This window comes from Sphingomicrobium sp. XHP0239 (assembly GCF_039555325.1).
In the GTDB taxonomy this organism is placed as follows: Bacteria; Pseudomonadota; Alphaproteobacteria; order Sphingomonadales; family Sphingomonadaceae; genus Sphingomicrobium; species Sphingomicrobium maritimum.
In genome coordinates this window covers 21,396-37,727 of sequence record NZ_CP154608.1, presented here as the reverse complement: position 1 = coordinate 37,727, position 16,332 = coordinate 21,396, and the positions used below count along the sequence as shown (strand labels likewise).

The 16,332-nt window shown below is 66.6% G+C and carries 17 protein-coding genes; 11 read left to right on the top strand and 6 right to left on the bottom strand.

What is annotated here, in order from left to right:
- Nucleotides 1-33 precede the first annotated feature (33 nt).
- Nucleotides 34-345 carry a hypothetical protein gene (locus tag WJT74_RS00160; protein WP_343345416.1) on the bottom strand — a complete coding sequence of 104 codons (312 nt, stop codon included), beginning with the start codon at nt 343-345 and terminating at the stop codon, nt 34-36.
- A 127-nt stretch (nt 346-472) separates the two neighbouring features.
- Complete coding sequence (gene panC, locus WJT74_RS00155; protein WP_343345412.1) at nt 473-1,324, bottom strand: pantoate--beta-alanine ligase; 852 nt, start codon at nt 1,322-1,324, stop codon at nt 473-475.
- Nucleotides 1,325-1,385: 61 nt separating this feature from the next.
- Here panC and WJT74_RS00150 point away from each other — a divergent pair, with 61 nt between their 5' ends.
- Complete coding sequence (locus WJT74_RS00150; RefSeq protein WP_343345410.1) at nt 1,386-2,171, top strand: division plane positioning ATPase MipZ; 786 nt, start codon at nt 1,386-1,388, stop codon at nt 2,169-2,171.
- Nucleotides 2,172-2,175: 4 nt separating this feature from the next.
- Nucleotides 2,176-3,543: a phosphoglucomutase/phosphomannomutase PgmG gene (gene pgmG, locus WJT74_RS00145; protein ID WP_343345407.1), complete on the top strand. Its 1,368-nt coding sequence runs from the start codon at nt 2,176-2,178 to the stop codon at nt 3,541-3,543.
- Nucleotides 3,544-3,546: 3 nt separating this feature from the next.
- On the opposite strand, the gene WJT74_RS00140 is transcribed toward pgmG, so the two are convergent.
- From WJT74_RS00140 to WJT74_RS00130, 3 genes are read right to left on the bottom strand one after another with little or no spacing between them, the layout of a single operon-like run.
- Nucleotides 3,547-4,659, bottom strand: coding sequence for an NAD(P)-dependent alcohol dehydrogenase (locus WJT74_RS00140; RefSeq protein ID WP_343345404.1), 1,113 nt, complete (start codon nt 4,657-4,659; stop codon nt 3,547-3,549).
- A 40-nt stretch (nt 4,660-4,699) separates the two neighbouring features.
- A complete protein-coding gene (locus tag WJT74_RS00135) occupies nt 4,700-5,359 on the bottom strand; it encodes a hypothetical protein (protein ID WP_343345402.1) in 660 nt (219 codons plus the stop codon).
- The gene (locus tag WJT74_RS00130; RefSeq protein WP_343345401.1) at nt 5,359-6,360 is read right to left on the bottom strand and encodes a ligase-associated DNA damage response exonuclease; all 1,002 of its coding nucleotides are present in this window, start codon (nt 6,358-6,360) and stop codon (nt 5,359-5,361) included. The genes WJT74_RS00135 and WJT74_RS00130 overlap by 1 nt, the downstream gene beginning before the upstream one ends.
- A 57-nt stretch (nt 6,361-6,417) precedes the next feature.
- Here WJT74_RS00130 and WJT74_RS00125 point away from each other — a divergent pair, with 57 nt between their 5' ends.
- From WJT74_RS00125 to pdeM, 4 genes are read left to right on the top strand one after another with little or no spacing between them, the layout of a single operon-like run.
- Nucleotides 6,418-6,603, top strand: a complete 186-nt coding sequence (locus tag WJT74_RS00125; RefSeq protein ID WP_343345399.1) for a hypothetical protein — start codon at nt 6,418-6,420, stop codon at nt 6,601-6,603.
- On the top strand, nt 6,600-9,014 hold the full coding sequence (locus WJT74_RS00120; protein WP_343348204.1) for a ligase-associated DNA damage response DEXH box helicase: 2,415 nt from the start codon (nt 6,600-6,602) through the stop codon (nt 9,012-9,014). The genes WJT74_RS00125 and WJT74_RS00120 overlap by 4 nt, the downstream gene beginning before the upstream one ends.
- An 11-nt stretch (nt 9,015-9,025) precedes the next feature.
- Nucleotides 9,026-9,481 carry a hypothetical protein gene (locus tag WJT74_RS00115; RefSeq protein WP_343345396.1) on the top strand — a complete coding sequence of 152 codons (456 nt, stop codon included), beginning with the start codon at nt 9,026-9,028 and terminating at the stop codon, nt 9,479-9,481.
- A gap of 27 nt (nt 9,482-9,508) precedes the next feature.
- Entirely contained in the window at nt 9,509-10,171 is a 663-nt protein-coding gene (gene pdeM, locus WJT74_RS00110; protein ID WP_343345393.1) for a ligase-associated DNA damage response endonuclease PdeM, read from the top strand.
- Here pdeM and pabB read toward each other — a convergent pair.
- The gene (pabB, locus tag WJT74_RS00105; RefSeq protein WP_343345391.1) at nt 10,168-11,907 is read right to left on the bottom strand and encodes an aminodeoxychorismate synthase component I; all 1,740 of its coding nucleotides are present in this window, start codon (nt 11,905-11,907) and stop codon (nt 10,168-10,170) included. The genes pdeM and pabB overlap by 4 nt on opposite strands.
- A 129-nt stretch (nt 11,908-12,036) precedes the next feature.
- On the opposite strand from pabB, the gene WJT74_RS00100 reads away from it, so the two are divergent.
- From WJT74_RS00100 to WJT74_RS00080, 5 genes are all read left to right on the top strand, one after another.
- Entirely contained in the window at nt 12,037-13,284 is a 1,248-nt protein-coding gene (locus tag WJT74_RS00100; protein ID WP_343345388.1) for a dipeptidase, read from the top strand.
- The gene (locus tag WJT74_RS00095) at nt 13,277-13,948 is read left to right on the top strand and encodes an MBL fold metallo-hydrolase (protein WP_343345385.1); all 672 of its coding nucleotides are present in this window, start codon (nt 13,277-13,279) and stop codon (nt 13,946-13,948) included. The genes WJT74_RS00100 and WJT74_RS00095 overlap by 8 nt, the downstream gene beginning before the upstream one ends.
- Before the next feature lie 134 nt (nt 13,949-14,082).
- The gene (rpmF, locus tag WJT74_RS00090; RefSeq protein WP_343345382.1) at nt 14,083-14,262 is read left to right on the top strand and encodes a 50S ribosomal protein L32; all 180 of its coding nucleotides are present in this window, start codon (nt 14,083-14,085) and stop codon (nt 14,260-14,262) included.
- Nucleotides 14,263-14,286: 24 nt separating this feature from the next.
- A complete protein-coding gene (gene plsX, locus WJT74_RS00085; RefSeq protein WP_343345379.1) occupies nt 14,287-15,357 on the top strand; it encodes a phosphate acyltransferase PlsX in 1,071 nt (356 codons plus the stop codon).
- Nucleotides 15,354-16,316 carry a beta-ketoacyl-ACP synthase III gene (locus WJT74_RS00080; protein ID WP_343345376.1) on the top strand — a complete coding sequence of 321 codons (963 nt, stop codon included), beginning with the start codon at nt 15,354-15,356 and terminating at the stop codon, nt 16,314-16,316. The genes plsX and WJT74_RS00080 overlap by 4 nt, the downstream gene beginning before the upstream one ends.
- Nucleotides 16,317-16,332 lie beyond the last annotated feature (16 nt).

The window sequence follows — 16,332 nt, the reverse complement described above, 5'->3', positions numbered from 1 at the left end:
CAAAGGCCTCGCCCGATGGGCGGGGCCTTTTTTCTATGCGGCGTAGCGGTTGGCCGCCCCCGCGCCGCCCATCGCGAGAAAGGCCCGTGCGCTCTTCTGCGCTTCGGCGATTTCGCGCGCCGTCATCTCGATCGAGATCTCCGCGCGGCACTGCTGCGAACGCGCATCGCCGTTCAGTGCGCCGATGTTGAACCACTTGTGCGCTTCGATGAGATCGACCGCGCACCCGCCGCGCCCGGTCGAATATGCGACACCGAGGTCGAACAGTGCGTCCACATTGCCGTGCATCGCATCGGCGATGCGGCTTTCGATCATGCGGTCGGCACTTGCCTGCGTAATAGCCATTGATCCGTCTCCCTGTTGCTCGCCGGGCTTCCCTTCCCGGTCCGTGGCTCCAGTGATCGGCCTGTCGATTTGACAAATGGTTAACGCGACGATGACCTCTCGAAAAAGCGAGGCTTTCGGGCAACAATCACGCGTGGTCGTCGATCCCGACCGCGATATTGTCGATCAGCCGCACGCCATCGATGGTCGCGGCAGCAAGCAGACGGCCCGGCGATCGAAAGCCATCGAGCGGTTCCAGCGTCGCGGCATCCACATAGGCAACATAGTCGACCGTGCCGAAGCCCGCCGCCTCCAGCCGCGCCCGCGCGTCGGCCAACGCGGCGTCCACCGCTCGGCCCGACGCAATCCCCGCCGCCGCATCGCGGAGCGCCGCGTTCAGCGACGCCGCCTTCCGCCGCGCGTCTTGCGAAAGCAGCGCGTTGCGCGACGACAATGCCATCCCGTCCTCCGCGCGTACCGTCGGCAGTCCCACGATCTCGACCCCGAGATCGAGGTCGGCGTTCAACCGGCGGATGATCGCCAGCTGCTGGAAATCCTTTTCGCCGAAGATCGCGACATCGGGACGGACATTGGTGAACAGCTTGGTCACGACCGTCGCGACCCCGTCGAAATGGCCGGGACGATGGTCGCCCTCCCACCGATCGGTCAGCCCCGCCACGTGGACGCTGGTCGCGAATCCCGGCGGATAGAGTGCGTCGGGAGTGGGCAGCCAGACGAGATCGCATCCCGCACGGTCCAGTTTCTCCGCATCCGCCTCCTCGTCGCGCGGATAGCGGTCGAGGTCGCCCTTGTCGTTGAACTGCAGCGGATTGACGAAGATGCTGGCGATGACCGTTTCCGCCTGCTCGGCGGCGGCACGGACGAGCGCGAGATGCCCGTCGTGCAACGCCCCCATCGTGGGCACGAGCGCCACGCGCCCCCGGTCGCGCGCCGGTGCGAGCGCCGCGTTCAATTCGCGTTTGTCCCGAATGATTTGCACCGGCCCTGCCCCTCCGATAAGGCTTCAGAAAATCGACATTCTTCTAGGGGGCAGGACGGCCATGGGCCAGCCGCATTTCATCATTTTCGCCAACGAAAAGGGCGGCACGGGCAAGTCGACCACCGCCGTCCATACCGCGATCGCGCTGGCGGCGAGCGGATACAGGGTCGGCGCGCTGGATCTCGACCAGCGTCAGCGGACCATGACCCGCTATCTGGAAAACCGCGATGCCACCGCCGCGCGAATGGACGCCGACCTGCCGATGGTCACCTACGAAGTGCTGGAAGACCGCACCGACGAGGCGTTCGACGCGGCCTTGTCGCGCGTCTCGACGGGCGCAGACTTCGTGGTCGTCGACACGCCGGGCCGCGACGACGACATGGCGCGCACCGCCATCCTGTTCGCCGACACGCTTGTAACACCGATCAATGACAGCTTCGTGGATCTCGACTTGATCGGCCAGGTCGATGCGGAGACCTTTCACGTGACCAAGCCCAGCTTCTACGCCGATCTCATCTGGCAATCGCGCCAGCGCCGCGCGAAGGAGCTGGGACGCAGCGTCGATTGGGTCGTGCTGCGCAACCGGCTCCAGCATGTCGAAAGCCACAACAAGGAGCGGATGGGCCATGCCTTGGGCCAGCTCGCGCCGCGCGTCGGCTTTCGCGTCATCCCCGGTCTCGCCGAACGCGTCATCTTCCGCGAGCTTTTCCCCAAAGGGCTCACCCTGCTCGATTTCCCGCACCTGACGGGCGTCGGCATCGGGCATGTCACGGCGCGGCAGGAATTGCGCGAAATGGTCTCGGGGCTCGGCCTCACCGATCCCCACGAACAGGCGAAAGCGAGCTAGCTGCATGGCCCACGACTTCGATCCCTCGATCCTGCGCCAGTACGACATTCGCGGTGTCGTCGGCGAGACGCTGCACGAAGACGATGCCCGCGCGCTCGGCCGCGCTTTCGCGACGATGGCCGACGATCGCGGCCTGTCCCGGCTCGCGGTCGCGCGCGACGGGCGCGATCATTCGCCCGCTATGCAATCCGCGCTGATCGAGGGTCTTCGCGCGGGCGGGATGGACGTGCTCGACGTCGGCATGGGCCCTTCCCCCATGCTCTATTATGCGGTCGCGACGAGACAGGTCGACGGCGGCATCCAGGTCACCGGCAGCCACAATCCGGCCGACTATAACGGCTTCAAGATGCTCCTCGGCGGCGATAGCGTGCACGGCGAGAAGGTGCAGGAACTGGGCCGGATCGCGGCGGCGGGGAACTGGTCCGAAGGGTCGGGCAGCCTCAAGTCGATCGACATTCTCGACGATTATGTCGCCCGACTGACCGAGGATTTTCGCGGCGGTGCCTTCCGCATCGGCTGGGACGCGGGAAATGGCGCGGCCGGCCCCGCGCTCGACAAGCTGGTCGAGACGCTTCCGGGCGAACATCACACGCTCTACACCGACGTCGACGGCGCCTTCCCGAACCACCATCCCGACCCGACGGTCGAGAAGAACCTCGCAGACCTCAAGGATCTCGTCGCGCGCGAGAATCTCGACTTCGGGATCGCGTTCGACGGCGACGGCGACCGCATCGGCGCGATCGACGGCAAGGGCCGCGTCATCTGGGGCGACCAGATCCTCATGCTGCTCGCCAAGCCCGTTCTGGCCGAACATCCGGGCGCGACGATCATCGCCGACGTGAAGGCGTCGAAGACCTTCTTCGAGCGGATCGCCCAATTGGATGGCGCGCCGCTGATGTGGAAGACGGGGCACAGCCTCATCAAGTCGAAGATGAAGGAAACCGGCGCTCCGCTGGCGGGCGAGATGAGCGGCCATATCTTTTTCAAGCACCGCTGGTACGGGTTCGACGATGCCCTGTACGCCGCCGTCAGGCTGATCGAAGCCATCGACGCGTCGGGGCGCAGCCTCACCGAGCTGATGGACGCGATGCCGCAAAGCGTGGCGACCCCCGAAATGCGTTTCGCGGTGGGCGACAAGGATAAGTTCGCCGTGGTCGAGCAGTTGCTTGCCAATCTTCGCGCATCGGGCGCGGACGTCGACGAAACCGACGGCGCGCGCGTGACGACCGACGACGGCTGGTGGCTGATCCGCGCCTCGAACACGCAGGACGTCCTCGCCGCCCGCGCCGAGGCCGAGGACCAAGAGGCCCTCGACCGCCTGGTCGCCCAGATCGACTCCGAACTCGGGAAGTTGGGCGTCGCGCGCAGCTAGCGGCTAGTCGCGCCCGGTGACCTCGCCGCGCACCGGCGCCTTGATCTGCTCGTCGCCGTCGTTCGCCTTCAACAGGCTCATGTCGATGACGTGACGAAAGCGGACATTCTCGTTCTTCATCCGGTCGAACGCCGCGTTGATATCCTCGGGCGAGATCAGCGTGACGTCCGGCTTGATCCCGTGTTCGGCATAGAAATCGAGGATCTCCTGCGTGTCGGGGATCCCGCCGATCAGGCTGCCTGCCAGCTGGATGCGATTGAACACCATCCCAGCGGTATTGATGTTGTCGAAGCCGATCAGGTTGCCGACGATACAGATCGTCGAATTCTTCTTCATCAGTCCGACATAGGGATTGATGTCATGCTTGTACGGAATGGTCGACAGAAGGAAGTCGAGGCTCATCGCCGCCTCCTTCATCGCCTTTTTATCGCTCATCACGATGACCTCGTCTGCGCCGAGGTCGTTCAGGATCTCGTCCTTCTTCTCGGGGCTGGTCGTCAGCGCGACGACATGCGCGCCCAGCGCCTTGGCCGTCTCGATCGCCAGATGACCCAGTCCGCCGATGCCGGCGATCCCGACGCGGTCGCCCATCGAGACGCCCCAATGCTTCATCGGCTGATAGGTGGTGATGCCCGCACACAGGATCGGCGCGGCCTCCTCGGGCTTGAGGCCATCGGGAATCTTCACCACGAATTCCTCGCGCACGATGATGCCGTTCGAATAGCCGCCATAGCTGTTGGTACCGTCGGGGTTGGCGGGGCCGTTATAGGTCGCCGTGAAACCCTTGGGCCCGGTGCAATATTGCTCTTCGCCTTCCTTGCACGCCGCGCACTGCTGGCAGGAATTGACCATGCAGCCGACCCCGACCGCATCGCCTTCCTTGTGTTTGGATACGCCTTCGCCGACCGCCGTCACCTTGCCGACGATCTCGTGACCGGGGACGCAGGGGTAGAGGCTGTTCTTCCAGTCGTTGTTCACCTGGTGAAGATCCGAATGGCACACCCCGCAATGGGTGATCTCGATCGCCACTTCGCCGGCGCGCAGTTCCTCGCGCTCGAACTGGACGGGAACCATCTTTGCGCCCGCTTCCAGCGCGCCATATCCATGGACCTTCATCTTCGTCTCCTTTTGCTACCTTGTCAGCGGAGCGAACGAATCAGGCGCCGCGTTCCCGCTCGCCGATACAGTCGGGAAGATTTTCGCGATCGACGAGGCTGCGTGCAGCGACATTCTGCCCCGGTCCGGGCGGAACCGTACCGATCAGGCAGACCGGACCGTCGAGGCGAACCACGGCGAGCACGCTGCGGTCGGCTTCCATCGGGTCGGGCCGCGCGACGTTCATCCGCACGATCATCGCGCGAACGTCGGACGTCTCGTCGCTCGATCGCCATTCGATCGTGTCGCGGATCTCGTTGAAGGCGCCGCGCGCGATCGTCTCGGACAGCCCCAGCTCGTGTTCCGACCCGTCCTCCCCGATGAGCGTCAGATTCTCGCGCAAGTCGAACTGGGTATAGGTTAGCTGCCAGCCGCCGGGTCCCTCGCAACTGCGCTCGAACCCGCCGCCTTCCTCGACATTCCGGACGAGCGTGCAGTCGGCAAGGTTCGTATAGACGCTGTTTTCCGGCGCGGACGCGCGGACCATCGCACCCTCCTCGTCGACCTCGACATCGCGGTCGGCGCGCGGATCGACGGCAGCGACGCCGTCCGTGGCGGCCTCTTCCCGTGCCGCCGCCTCGGTCTCCGCCGTCTCGGGTTCGACGTCGCCGCCGCACGCGGCGGGCAGCAGCAACAGGCCGCACAGAAAAATCGTCCGCATCAATCGTCCTCCTCTTCGCGCCCGAGCAGACGCAACTCGCGCGCCTTGATCTGGCGGGTTTCGCACCAATGCTTGAGCGCATCCTCGCGCCCATGGGTGATCCATACCTCGCGCGGCGCGACCTCGCGGATGGTGGTCGTCAATTCGTCCCAGTCGGCATGGTCGGAGATGATGAGCGGCAGCTCCACGTTGCGCTGCCGCGCGCGCTGGCGCACGCGCATCCACCCCGACGCCATCGCCGTGACCGGATCGGGCAGCCGCCGCGCCCAGCGGTCGTTGAGCTGTCCCGGCGGGCAGATGATGATGCGGTCGCGCAGTTCGTCCTTGGGGGCGCCGGTGGCGGGGCGCAGTTCGCCGAGATCGACACCCAGTTCCTCGTACAGGTTGCACAGCCGCTCCATCGCGCCGTGATAGTAGATCGGGTCCGAATGCCCCCGGTTGCGGAGTTCCTTGACCACCCGCTGCGCCTTGCCGAGTGCGTAGGCGCCGACGAGAACGCACCGCCCGGGTTCGTCGTGAAGGCGCTGCAGCAATCGGTCGATCTCCGCCCCGGTATCGGGATGCTTGAAGACGGGAAGGCCGAAGGTCGCCTCGGTGATGAAGACGTCGCACGGCGTGACGACGAACTGCTCGCAGGTCGGATCGCTGCGGCGCTTGTAGTCGCCCGACACCACCACCCGCTCGCCCTTGTAGTCGAGGATGATCTGCGCGCTGCCGAGGACGTGGCCCGCGGGGACGAAGCTGACGTCGACCTCGCCCACGCGCTGGGTTTCGCCATACTGCACCGGCTTTTCCGTCTGTTCGCCGTAGCGGACGCCCATGATCGCCAGCGTTTCTGGCGTCGCCCACACCGCGCCATGGCCCCCGCGGGCATGATCGGCATGACCGTGGGTGACCAGCGCCTTGTCTTTGGGCTGCATGGGATCGACCCACGCGTCGGCAGGGCGTACGTAGATCCCTTCGGGGAATGGCTCGATCCAGGAACCCAAACGCGTGCTCATGCCGTTATAGCCAGTGAACCGCCGGTTCGTTCCGGCGCGCAACGAAAGGATTTCTCCATGCCCGACGGTCTTGGCTACATCGCCATCATCGGCGCCGCCCTACTTCTGATCGCTTTCCTCTATGCCATCAGCCGCAACAAGGCGAAGGACAGCAAGAGCGACATCGCGCATACCGAAGCGGCGACGCACGATATCTACAAAGAAGAACATCGCGCGGCCGAACGCCGCGACGACGACACCTGAGCGCCAAGCTTCCCGACACTGTAACGGATTGGTTCGCGGCACGTGGCTGGCGGCTGCGGACGCACCAGTCCGGCATGTTGGACGCGTCCTACACCGGCGAGCATGCCCTGCTCGTCGCCGCGACCGGCGCGGGCAAGACGCTCGCGGGATTCCTGCCCAGCATCGTCGACCTGATCGAGCGGCCGAGCGAGGGACTGCATACTCTCTACGTCTCCCCGCTAAAGGCGCTGGCGGTCGATGTGCAGCGCAACCTGCTGACCCCGATCGAGGAGATGGGGCTGCCGATCCGTGTCGAGACCCGCTCCGGCGACACGCCGTCCAACCGCAAGGTGCGCCAGCGCACCAAGCCGCCCCAGATGCTGCTGACGACGCCCGAAAGCCTCTCGCTTTTGCTGTCCTATCCCGACGCCGACCGGATGTTCGGCAATCTGAAGACGATCATCGTCGACGAGGTCCACGCCTTCGCGAAGGAGAAGCGCGGCGACCTCCTCAGCCTCGCGATGGCTCGGTTGACGAAACTGTCGCCGGGCGTGCGCCGAGTGGGCCTCAGCGCGACGATCGCCGATCCCGACGCCTACCGCGCGTGGCTTGCGCCCTATGGCGACATCGAGACGGTGCGGCTGGTGGAAGGAGAACCGGGAGCGCCCGCGGACCTGTCGATCCTGATCCCCGAGGAACGGGTGCCGTGGTCGGGCCATTCGGGCCGCTACGCCGCCAGCCAGGTGCTGGGCCTGATCGAACAGCACGGCGCGAGCATCATCTTCTGCAATACCCGCAGCCTGTGCGAACTGATCTTCCAGGACCTGTGGAGCGCCAACGACAACCAGCTGCCCATCGGCGTCCACCACGGCAGCCTGTCCAAGGAAGCGCGGCGCAGGGTCGAACTGGCGATGGCCGAGGGGCGGCTGCGCGGGCTGGTGGCGACGGCAAGCCTCGACATGGGCCTCGACTGGGGCAACGTCGATCTGGTCGCGCAGATGGGCGCGCCCAAGGGGTCGAGCCGGCTGCTCCAGCGCGTCGGTCGCGCCAACCACCGACTGAACGAGCCGTCGAAGGGCATGATCGTGCCCGGCAACCGCTTCGAATATCTGGAAGCGCGCGCCTGTCTCGACGCGATCGACGACGGCGAACTGGACCCCGAGGATTTCCGCCCCGGGACGCTCGACGTGCTGGCGCAGCACGTGATGGGCATCGCCTGCGCGGGCCCGTTCGACAGCGCCGAACTGCTCGACGAGGTTCGCTCGGCGGCGCCCTATTCGGGGCTGACGGAAGAGGTGTGGGAGCGCATCCTGCACCTCAATTCGACCGGCGGCTATGCGCTCAAGGCCTACGACAAGTATCAGCGGTTGACCGAGGACGCGCCCGGTCAATGGCGCATCACCAAGCCCGTCGTGGCGCAGAAGCACCGGCTCAATGCGGGCGTCATCGTCGACAATGTCATGATGGACGTCCGCTTCCGCAACGGACGCAAGATCGGGCGGGTCGAGGAGACGTTCGGCGCGACGCTCAAGCCCGGCGACGCCTTCTATTTCTCGGGTATCAGCGTGGAGGTCGAGAGCTTCAAGGAAACCGACATCGTCGTGCGCGCTTCGACCAAGAAGGGGCGGATCGTCAGCTACGGCGGCCAGCGGATGAGCATGTCGACGCATCTTGCGCGGCGGGTGCGCGGCTTCCTGGCCGACCGGTCGCAATGGTCGCGTTTCCCCGACGACGTGAACGAGTGGCTCGACGTCCAGTCGCGCCGGTCGGTGCTGCCCGAACCGCACGAACTGCTGGTCGAGACCTTTCCGCACGAAGGGCGGCATTTCATGGTCGCCTACAGCTTCGACGGATGGAACGCGCACCAGAGCCTCGGCATGCTGCTGACCGCGCGGATGGACCGGGCGGGGATGAAGCCGCTCAATTGGGTCGCCAACGATTATGCCATCGCGGTATCGAGCCTCGAACCGGTGACCGATCCGCAGGCCTTGTTCTCCGCCGACATCCTCGAGGACGAGTTTCGCGAATGGGTCGAGGAATCGCATCTGCTCAAGCGCGCGTTCCGCGAGGTGGCGGTGATCGGCGGGCTGGTCGAGCGGCAGCATCCGGGACAGCGCAAGACTGGCAAGCAGGTCAGCTTCTCGACCGACCTCATCTACGACGTGCTCAAGAAATACGAGCCCGATCATCTGCTGATGCGCGCGGCGTGGGACGATGCGCGGGCGCGGATGACCGAACTGGGGCGGCTGGTTCGCCTCGTCGAGCGGGCGAGCGACACGATGGTCCATGTGCAGGCCAGCCGCGTCACCCCGATGGCGGTGCCGTTGATGGTCGTCATCGGCCGCGAACAGGCGCCCGGCGGCGCGGCCGACGAGGCGCTGCTGATCGAGGCGGAGCAGGCGCTGATCGACGAGGCGATGCGGCTCGACTAGGAAGGCATCCGATGCGCTATTTCTGCGATACCGAATATGACGGGTTCGGCGGGCGACTGCTGTCGGTCGCGCTGGTGCCCGAGGACGGCGGCGAGGAATTCTACGCCGTCATCGCGCCCGCCGAGGCCTCGAGCGAATGGGTACAGCGGCACGTGGTCCCCTATCTGTTCACCGTTCCCGAGGCGCTGAAGGACGCGCCGATGGGGCGCGAGGCGGCGGCGCGGGCGCTGGCGCATTATCTCGGCCACGACGCGGCACCGGAGATCGTCGCCGACTGGCCCGAGGATCTGGCCCATGTCGCGATGCTGCCCATCATCGGCCCGGGGGAGATGGTGACCCTCCCGCCGCTCACGCTCAAGCTGATGAACCTGTCGGGATTTTCGACCGCCGCGAACAGCGCGGTGCCGCACAATGCGCTGCACGATGCGCGGGCGTTGCGCGATCATGTGACAAATCACTTGGCGTGAATCGCGCGGGCTGACTATGAGGGGGTCATGGTTCCCCTTTCGTTCTCTGGCCGAAACTTTTCGGTGCTGCCTTCGGGGGCGCTCTACTGGCATGAACAGGAGGCCCTGCTCGTCGCCGACCTGCATCTGGAAAAGGGCAGCTGGTTCGCGCGCTTCGGACAGATGCTGCCGCCCTACGACAGCCAGGCGACGATCCAGTGGGTAGACGAGGACATCGCCGCGACGGGCGCGCGGGCGGTCTGGTGCCTGGGCGACAGTTTCCACGACAGTTTCGGGTGCGACCGGCTTCCGGCGGCGGCGCGCGAGCATCTGACGCGGCTGACCGGACAGGTCGACTGGGTCTGGATCACGGGCAATCACGATGCGGCGATGATCGATCATTGCGGCGGGCGGATCGCGATCGAGATGGTGGTCGACGGGCTGGTGCTGCGCCACGAGGCCGAGGCCGCCGAGACGCGGCCCGAACTGTCGGGTCATTTCCACCCCAAGCTGCGGTTGAAGGCGCGCGGGCGGCGGGTATCGCGCCGCTGTTTCGTGGCGAGCGAGGGGAAGATGATCCTGCCCGCCTATGGCGCGTTCACGGGCGGGCTCGACGCCAATCACCCGGAGATCCTGCGCGCGATGGGCGGCAACGCCGCCGCGCTGGTCGCGGTGTCGGACCGGGTCCTGCGCTTCCCGCTGGCGGCCTAGCCCTCGACCAGCCGGGCGCGCATCAGGCCGCGCGCCGAATTGCCGATACAGAAACGCCCCGACAGGTCCTCGACGGTGAGGTCGCCCTCGATGGCGCGATCCTCCTCGATCAACCGGGCGCGAAGGACGCCGGGAAGCAGGCCGCGCGCGAGGGGCGGAGTGACGAGGATGCCGTCCTTCTCGACGAACAGGTTGGTGAAGCTGCCCTCGGTCAGGAAGCCGTCGCCGTCCACGAACAGCGTTTCGTAAGCCACGTCGGGGTCGCGCGCCGCGTCGTAGAAGGCACGGGCGGTGGTCTTGTGCCGGAGCCGCAGATCGTCGGCACCGACAGGCAGCGGCTTGACCTGCACCGTGACGGGCTCGTCGGGCGACGGCGCGATCGGCTTCACCTCGATCGCGATCGCGCCGCTGGGGCTGGCGAGCAGCCGGACCATGGCTTTCTCGCGGTGACCGAAGGTCGCGGCCTGCAATTCGTTGCGCGCATCGTGACGGTCGAAGGCGAACCCCAGTTCCTCCGCCGTATCGCGCATGCGCGCCAGATGCCGCTCGAGGTCGGCGATCCCCTCCATCGGGTCGTAGGCCATCGTTTCGATGAGGTCGAAGTCGTTGGCGGCGTGGTCCACAAAGCTCCCCTTGAGTAAGCACTCGGCCCACTCATCGCGGGGCACCGAGTCGACCACAAGCCCCGATCCCAACCCCAGCCGCGCCTGTGGCCTGCCGGACACGATCTGGATCGTACGGATGAGCACGTTGAATGCCGCATCGCCGTCGGGCGCGATCCATCCCATCGATCCCGTATAGGCGCCGCGCGGATGCGGTTCGAGGTCGTGGAGGGCGCGCATCGCGGCGATCTTGGGGGCGCCCGTGACCGAACCGCAGGGAAAGATCGTCCGCAGCACGTCGATGGCGTCGAGGCCCTCGCGCAGCCGGGCGGTGATGCGGCTCGTCATCTGGTGGACGGTCGGATAGGTTTCGAGCGCGAACAGGTCGGGCACCGCGACGCTGCCCGTTTCCGCGACGCGCGCCAGATCGTTGCGCATCAGATCGACGATCATGAGATTTTCGGCACGTTGCTTTTCGTCGGTCAGCAGCGCCTCGGCCTCGGCGGCATCGGCCGCGGGGTCGCCGCGGCGCGGCGCGGTGCCCTTCATCGGGCGGGCGGTCAGCTCGTTGCCGCGAAGCGTGAAGAACTGCTCGGGCGAGAGCGACACGAGTGCGCCCTCGTCATGGTCGACGACGCCCCCCCAGGCGCCGCCGCCCCGCCCCGCCAGCCGGGCGTAGAGCGACAGCGGATCGCCTCCGTGGCGCAGCAGGCAGGGGAAGGTGAGATTGGTCTGATAATAATCGCCGGCAGCAAGCGCCCGCCCCACCTCGCGCGCCGCGGCTTCATAGTCGCCCCGCGTAATGACGGGACGGGGCGGCGTGCACACCGCCTGCCCCGCTTCCGCTAGCAGGTCGGCACTCGGCACGCGCCGGACCGCATCGTAGATCCCGAACAGGAGGAGCGGCGTCCCGTCGGTGCGGTCAAGGTCTGCGAGCGCGGGGTCGAGCGCGAAGCCCGCTTCGTAGGCGAGATAGCCCGCGACGTGATGACCGGCGCGCGTGGCGGCCCGCAGCCGGTCGAGCGCGGGCACGACCTCGTCCAGTCGGTCGGCGCGCACGATGCCGCGCGGCGCATCGAACAGCCGCATCTTCGCATCGCCCCCGGGCCGTGCATCGTCGAACAGGATCCGCATGACGGCACCAGCCTCTGGACGCGGACGCGGCAGCGCACAAGCGATCGTGCATCGTCCCGCCCTCGCGATTCCTTGCCGCGACCCTCGCCATCTGCTTTTCATGCGCACGATTGTTCGATGGAGATGTTGATGCGCCCGTTCCTTGCTTCCACCGCGCTGCTGGCCGTCCTGGCCGCCGCGTCCCCCGCGCTCGCCCAGGACCGCGACGATGTCGCCGAACGGGTCGAACGGGTGCTGTCCCGGACTCCGCTGATCGACGGACACAACGACCTGCCGATCCAGGTTCGCGGGCAGCGCGATTTCTCGGTCGAGGGGCTGGAGGCGGATACCCAGCCGCTGATGACCGATCTCGCCCGCATGCGCGAGGGGCAGGTCGGGGCGCAGATGTGGTCGGTCTATATCAATGCCGGAATCACCGGCGACGAGGCGATCCGTACCACCATCGAACAGATCGACATCGTCGACCGGATGATCGAGGCCTATCCCGACCAGCTGGCCTGGGCGACGACCGCCAACGCGGTCGAACAGGCGTTCCGCGCCGGGCGGATCGGATCGATGGCGGGGGTCGAGGGCGGTCACCAGATCGGCAACGGCAACCTCGCCGCGCTGCGACAGTTCAAGCGACTGGGCGTGGCCTACATGACGCTGACCCACAGTCGCACCACCGGCTGGGCCGACAGCGCCACCGACGCGCCCCAACACGGCGGCCTCAGCGACTTCGGGCGCGAGGTGATCGGCGAGATGAACCGCATCGGGATGCTCGTCGACCTGTCCCACGTCAGCGAGGAGGCGATGCACGACGTGCTCGACGTGACCGCCGCCCCGGTGATCTTCTCGCATTCGTCCGCGCGTGCGGTAGGCAGCCATCCGCGCAACGTTCCCGACAGCGTGCTGACCCGGATGCCCGACAATGGCGGGGTGGTGATGATCACCTTCGTCCCGAGCTTCCTGTCCGACGCGGTGTGGCAGGCGGACGCGGCACGCGATGCGGAAGAGGCGCGGCTGTCCGCGCTCAACACCGGCAACCCCGACGCGCTCGCGGCGGCGATGGAAGCTTATGACGCTGCCAATCCCGCGCCGATCGCGACGATTTCGGACGCCGCCGATCATATCGACCATGTCGCGCGCGTCGCCGGACACGACCATGTCGGCATCGGCGGCGACTTCGACGGGATCAGCCAGACGGTCGAGGGACTGGACAGCGTCGACGATTATCCCGACCTGTTCGCCGAACTGGTGCGCCGTGGCTGGTCCGACGAAAATCTCGCGAAACTTGCGGGGGGCAACGTGCTGCGCGTGATGCGGCGCGCGGAGCAGGTGGCCGCCGGCATGAGCGACACGCCGCCCAGCCTTGCGACGAGCGATCGCGATGACTGATCCGATCACCCCGCCGCTGAAGGCCGCGATCATTCCGGTCACGCCGCTGCAGCAGAACTGCACCCTGTTGTGGTGCACCAGGACCAACAAGGCGGCGCTGTCCGATCCCGGCGGCGACCTGCACAAGCTGAAGGCCGCGGTCGAGCAGACCGGCGTCGAGCTGGAGAAGATCATCCTGACGCACGGGCATATCGACCATTGCGGACAGGCGAGCGTGCTGGCCGAGGAACTCGGCGTGCCCATCGAGGGGCCGCACGAGGCCGACCGGTTCTGGATCGAGCGATTGGAGGAGGACGGTGCACGCTACGGCGTTCCCGGTAAGCCGTTCGAGAGCGATCGCTGGCTGAACGACGGGGATAGGGTGACGGTCGGCGACCTCGTTTTCAGCGTTCATCATTGCCCCGGCCACACCCCCGGTCACGTCGTCTTCTTCAACGAGGCGTCGAAGCTGGCGATCGTCGGCGACGTCCTGTTCAAGGGGTCGATTGGGCGCACGGATTTTCCTCGCGGCAACCATCAGGACCTGATCGACGCGATCACGACCAAGCTCTGGCCGCTGGGCAACGATGTCCATTTCGTGCCCGGCCACGGACCGATGAGCACGTTCGGCGCGGAGCGGGCGACCAATCCCCACGTGGGCGACGCGGCGCTCGGGAGGGGCTGACCCTCCGGCTTGCATCGAGCGAATATTTCGCTATAGCACGCGCAGCCTAGCGGCCGTCCCGGCGCCTGCCCTTGCACCGGCGCGTGGATGGTCGCTTTATTTTTTGTGCCAAACCAACAGGATAAGGTGCCGTCATGGCCGTCCCGAAAAGAAAAACCTCGCCCTCGAAGAAGGGCATGCGTCGCAGCCATCACGCGTTGAGCCCCAGCGCGTTTCAGGAATGCCCGAACTGCGGCGAACTCAAGCGTCCCCACAACATGTGCGACGCCTGCGGCCACTACAACGGCCGTGAAATCATCGCCCCCGAAGACTAAGCCGACCTAGGTCCGCGTTTTTTTATGGCCAAAACCCCCCGGATCGCGATCGACGCCATGGGCGGCGACGTGGGTCCGCCGGTGATGGTCGAAGGCGCGGCGATCGCGCGCCGCCGCGACCCTGATCTGCGCTTCGCTCTCTATGGCGACGAGGCGCAGCTTTCGGCCGAGCTGGAGCGATATCCCAACCTGTCCGCCGCGACGACGATCTGCGGCTGCGACAAGGTGATCGAGGGTAGCGCCAAGCCCAGCCAGGCGATCCGCCAGTCCAAGGGCACCAGCATGGGCGAGGCCGTGAGCGCGGTGAAATCCGGCAACGCCGACGCCGCGGTGTCGGGCGGCAATACCGGCGCGCTGATGGCGATCGCCAAGCTGGCGCTGCGCACGATGGAGGGGATCGACCGCCCCGCCTTGTCGGCGCTGCTTCCCACGCTGAAGGACGAGGACCTCGTTATGCTCGACCTCGGTGCCAACACCGAGTGCGACGCGCAGAACCTCGTCCAGTTCGCGGTGATGGGCGCGGCCTATTCGCGCACCGTGATGGGCAACGAGCGTCCGTGCGTAAAACTGCTCAACATCGGGACCGAGGCGCTGAAGGGCACCGAGGAATTGAAGGAAGCGGCCGCGCTGCTCAACGAAGCGGACTATCTGCCTTTCCATTTTGCGGGCTTCACCGAGGGCGACAAGATTTCGCGCGGCGAGATCGACGTGGTCGTGACCGACGGGTTTTCGGGCAACATCGCGCTCAAGACCGCCGAGGGAACCGCGCGGTTCGTCACCGACCTTCTGCGCGGCGCGTTCCAGTCGAGCCTTCGCAGCAAGATGGGGTTCCTCATCTCCAAGCCCGCGATGCAGCTCCTGAAGGTCCATCTCGATCCCAACAATCACAACGGCGCGGTCTTCCTGGGTCTCAACGGAATCGTCGTGAAATCGCACGGCAGCGCGAGCGCGAAGGGCGTCGCCAACGCCATTCGCGTGGCGGGATCGATGGTCCGCAACGACATCACCCAGAAGATCCGCACCGACCTCGACACGTTTCGCGCGCGCACGCTCGACGACATGAACGGCGCGACGCCGAACGGAACCCCGGCGTGACCGTTCGCTCGGTCGTCCTCGGCACCGGCAGCGCGCTTCCCGAACGGTGCGTGACCAACGCGGAATTGTCCGAAACGGTCGACACGACCGACGAATGGATCGTCGAGCGCACCGGCATCCGCCAACGCTATATCGCGGGCGAAGGCGAGACGACGTCGACCCTCGCCACCGACGCCTCGCGCCGCGCGCTCGAGGCTGCGGGGATCGGGGCGGACGACATCGATCTCATCGTTCTTGCCACCGCGACCCCGGACGAGACCTTTCCGGCCAGCGCCACACGGGTGGCGGCCAACCTCGGCATCGCCGACTGCATCGCGTTCGACGTGGCGGCGGTCTGCACCGGCTTTCTCTACGCGGTCACGGTCGCCGATTCGATGCTCAAGGCCGGACAGGGCCGACGGGCGCTGGTAATCGGCGCGGAAACCTTCAGCCGCATTCTCGACTGGGAAGACCGCGGGACATGCGTTCTGTTCGGCGACGGCGCGGGGGCGATCGTGCTGGAGGCGCAGGACGATACCGACCGCGGCATCATCGCCGCGCGGCTCCATGCGGCGGGCGAACATCACGACATGCTCTATGTCGACGGCGGCCCTTCGACGACGCAGACGGTCGGGCATTTGCGCATGCGGGGGCGCGAGGTCTTCCGCCACGCGGTCGTCAATCTTGCGGCGGTTTTGCGCGAAACGCTCGACGCGGCGGGCCTTGAACCAAGCGACGTCGACTGGATCGTCCCCCACCAGGCCAACGCCCGCATCCTCGAGGCGACCGCGCGCAAGCTGGATCTGCCCGCCGAGAGGATGGTCGTCACCGTCGACCGCCATGCCAATACGTCCGCGGCCTCGGTGCCGCTGGCGCTCGACCTGGCGGTGCGCGACGGGCGCATCCAGCGCGGCGACCTGGTTCTGCTCGAGGCGATGGGCGGGGGATTCACCTGGGGTGCGGCCGCGCTGCGCTATTGACGCGCCCTCTTGTCAG